Origin of the sequence: Isoptericola sp. NPDC057391 (assembly GCF_042668085.1) — a bacterium.
Taxonomy (GTDB): domain Bacteria; phylum Actinomycetota; class Actinomycetes; order Actinomycetales; family Cellulomonadaceae; genus Isoptericola.
The window spans coordinates 1-3473 of record NZ_JBHVBO010000285.1; the positions used below are offsets into that span (position 1 = coordinate 1).

Annotated in this window: 3 protein-coding genes; 2 read left to right on the forward strand and 1 reads right to left on the reverse strand. The window is 73.4% G+C overall.

Annotated features, from left to right (window positions below; translation table 11 throughout):
* Positions 1 to 57 precede the first annotated feature (57 nt).
* Entirely contained in the window at positions 58 to 1797 is a 1740-nt protein-coding gene (locus tag ACFUVW_RS20255) for a pyruvate dehydrogenase (protein ID WP_430573094.1), read from the reverse strand.
* 131 nt (positions 1798 to 1928) lie between these two features.
* On the opposite strand from ACFUVW_RS20255, the gene ACFUVW_RS20260 reads away from it, so the two are divergent.
* Both ACFUVW_RS20260 and ACFUVW_RS20265 read left to right on the forward strand, forming a co-directional pair.
* On the forward strand, positions 1929 to 2723 hold the full coding sequence (locus ACFUVW_RS20260) for a thiamine pyrophosphate-dependent enzyme (protein ID WP_430573095.1): 795 nt from the start codon (positions 1929 to 1931) through the stop codon (positions 2721 to 2723).
* Positions 2720 to 3473, forward strand: a 754-nt coding sequence (locus tag ACFUVW_RS20265) for a transketolase family protein (protein WP_430573096.1), incomplete at its 3' end; no start/stop codon positions are given. The genes ACFUVW_RS20260 and ACFUVW_RS20265, both read left to right, overlap by 4 nt.

Genomic DNA, 3473 nt, shown 5'->3' on the forward strand with positions numbered 1-3473 from the left:
GGCCCTGTTTCGTCTCGAAACAGGGCCACGATCACACCCACAACGACGGAGGCGGGGTCAGCGGGGGAGGTTGCGCAGGTTCGAGCGGGCCATGGACATGACCTCGCCCATGCCGCCGCCGAAGACCTGCTTCGTCATCGCCGTCGCGAACCCGCGGATCTGGCCGGAGGTGATGGACGGCGGGATGGACAGCGCGTTGGGGTCGGTGACGACCTCGATGAGCGCCGGGCCCTTGCGGTCCAGGCCGTCGGCGAGCGCGCGGCGCAGGTCCTTGGGGCGCTCCACGCGCACGGACGGGATGCCGACGGCGAGGCCGATGTTCCGGTAGTCCACGGGCGGGGAGTCGGTGCCGTACGACGGCAGCCCCTCGACCAGCATCTCGAGCTTCACCATGCCGAGCGTCGCGTTGTTGAAGACGACGATCTTCACGGGCAGGTCGTAGGCACGCACGGTGATGAGCTCGCCCAGCAGCATGGACAGGCCGCCGTCGCCGGCGAGCGCCACCACCTGGCGGCCGGGCTGGGCGAACGCCGCGCCGATGGCGTGCGGCAGCGCGTTCGCCATCGACCCGTGGATGAAGGACCCGATGACCCGGCGCTTCCCGTTGGGCGTGAGGTAGCGGGCCGCCCACACGTTGTTCATGCCGGTGTCGACGGTGAACACGGCGTCGTCGGCCGCCGTCTCGTCGAGCTGCACGGCTGCGTACTCGGGGTGGATGGGCGTGTGCTTCTCCACGTTGCGGGTGTACGCGCCGACGACCTTGGTCATGAGCCCGGCGTGCTTGTCGACCATGGAGCGCAGGAACTTGCGGTCCTTCTTGCGCCTGACCAGCGGGTTGAGCAGCCTCAGGGTCTCGCCGACGTCGCCGTGCACCGGCAGGTCGAGCCGGGTCCGGCGGCCGAGGTGGGAGGCGTCGACGTCGATCTGCGCGGTGCGCACGTCGGCGGGCAGGAACGAGTCGTACGGGAAGTCCGTGCCGATCAGGACCAGCAGGTCCGCCGAGTGCATCGCCTCGTGGCAGGAGCCGTAGCCGAGCAGGCCGGACATGCCGACGTCGTGCGGGTTCTCGTACTGGATGATCTCCTTGCCGCGCAGCGAGTGGCCGACGGGCGCGGCGGCCAGGTCGGCGAGCTCCAGGACGGCGTCGCGGGCCTCGCGCGCCCCGGCGCCGACGAACAGCGTGACCTTCTTGGCCTGGTTGATCGCGTCGGCGAGGGCCTCGACGTCGGCGGTGTTCGGCACGACGCGCGCCGGGCAGGCGCCGGGCACGAGGATCGGGGCGTCGTCGTCGGGCACGCGCTCGTCGGCGACGTCGCCCGGCAGGGTGAGCACCGCGACGCCGGGGGCCGCGAGCGCGTGCTGGATGGCGGACCGCGTGACGCGCGGCAGCTGGGCCGCCGTCGAGATCATCTCGGAGAACACGGAGGCCTCGTTGAAGATCCGGTCCGGGTGGGTCTCCTGGAAGAACTGCGTGCCGATCTGCGCGCTCGGGATGTGCGACGCGATGGCGAGCACCGGCAGCTTGGAGCGGTTCGCGTCGTACAGGCCGTTGATGAGGTGCAGGTTGCCCGGGCCGCACGACCCGGCGCAGACGGCGAGCTCGCCGGTCACCTCGGCGTCCGCGGCGGCCGCGAACGCCGCCGCCTCCTCGTGGCGCACGTGCACCCAGTCGATGCCGTCGGTGCGGCGGACGGCGTCGACGACGGGGTTCAGGGAGTCCCCGACGATCCCGTAGATGCGCTTCACGCCGGCGGCGACGAGCTGGTCGACGAGGTGTTCGGCGACGGTGCGGGCCATGACGAGACCTCCTGGTGACGGCGGCTGGTCCGTCTCGATCCTGCCTCCGGCGTCGTCTTTCCGCAGGACGGCGGCACGTGAGGTGGCGCACCCCTTGACCTCAACTTTGGTTGAGGTCACAGCATCGAGGGATGACGACGACGACCTCACCGCCGACCCCGTCCGCCGCGACCCTCACCGGGTCGGGGCGGAGCGTGCCGCAGCACGTCCGCGACCTCGTCGCCCGCGTCACGGGAGACGAGAAGCACGACCCGAGCGCCCACTCCACGCTCGACGTCGTGTGGACCCTGTACGACCAGGTGCTCCGCGTCGACCCCGCCCGCCCCGACGCCCCCGACCGCGACCGGTTCCTGCTCTCCAAGGGCCACGGGCCGGCGTCGACCTACGCCGTGCTGGCCGCGAAGGGCTTCTTCCCCGCGCGGTGGCTGGACGACGTCGCGTCGTTCGACTCTCCGCTGGGCCACCACCCCGACCGCACGCTGGTGCCGGGCGTCGAGATCGGCAGCGGGTCTCTCGGGCACGGGCTGCCGCTCGCGGTCGGCCTCGCGCTGGGGCTGCGCGGCCGCTCACCCGCGCGGGTCGTCGTCCTCGTCGGCGACGCCGAGCTCGACGAGGGCAGCAACGCGGAGGCGATCCAGGTCGCGGGCCGGTTCGGCCTCGGCAACCTCACGTGCGTCGTCGTCGACAACCACAGCGACAACCTGGGCTGGCCCGGCGGCATCGCGCCCCGGTTCGCCCTCGAGGGCTGGGCGGCCACCGAGGTGCGCACCCACGACCAGCCCCGCCTGACCGCCGCGCTGCGGCACACCGAGCCCGACCGGCCGACGGTCGTGGTGGTCGACACGACGGGCAGCCCGACCGGCACCCCGACCGGCAGCTCGACCGGCAGCTCGACCGGCAGCTCGACCGGCAAGGAGGCGGCGTGACCACCCTCGCCCCGGCGCCGCAGGCGCTCGACCTGCGCACCCGCTTCTACGACGAGCTGGACCCGCTGCTCGACGCGCACCCGGACGTCGACGTCGTCCTGGCCGTCATCGGCTCCGGCTACATGTCCCGCGCGATCGACCGCCACCCCGGCCGCGTCATCGACGTCGGCATCCGCGAGCAGGCGCTGATCGGTGTGGCGGGCGGCCTGGCCCTGGCGGGCCGGCGGCCGATCGTGCACACGTTCGCGTCGTTCCTCGTGGAGCGGCCGTACGAGCAGGTGAAGCTCGACCTCGGGCACCAGGACGTCGGCGCCGTGCTGGTCAGCGCGGGCGCGTCCTACGACGTCTCCGCCGGCGGCCGCACCCACCAGTCGCCCGCGGACGTCGCGCTGATCTCCGCGCTGCCGGGCTGGACGGTGCACGTGCCCGGGCACGCCGACGAGGTCGCGGAGCTGCTGCACCGCGAGGCGGCCGGCACCGGGCGGGTCTACCTGCGCCTGTCCGGGCAGCGCAATGCCCGGCCCGGGCCGGTGGACGGGCGGCTGCACCTGGTGCGCGACGGCGGGGGCGAGCAGGGCGGGCCGCTCGTCGTCGCCGTCGGCCCGATGCTCGACACGGTGCTGGAGGCCGTCGCCGACCTGCCCGTCCGCGTGGCGTGGACCGCCACCCCGCACCCGCTCGACGTCGAGGGCCTGCGCGCGCTGGCCGGCCCGGCGCCGGTGCTCGCCGTCGTCGAGCCCTACCTGCAGG

Coding starts and splice junctions, on each gene's coding strand:
- ACFUVW_RS20255 (WP_430573094.1), bottom strand. CDS start 1,797: ATGGCCCGCACCGTCGCCGAACACCTCGTCGACCAGCTCGTCGCCGCC.
- ACFUVW_RS20260 (WP_430573095.1), top strand. CDS start 1,929: ATGACGACGACGACCTCACCGCCGACCCCGTCCGCCGCGACCCTCACC.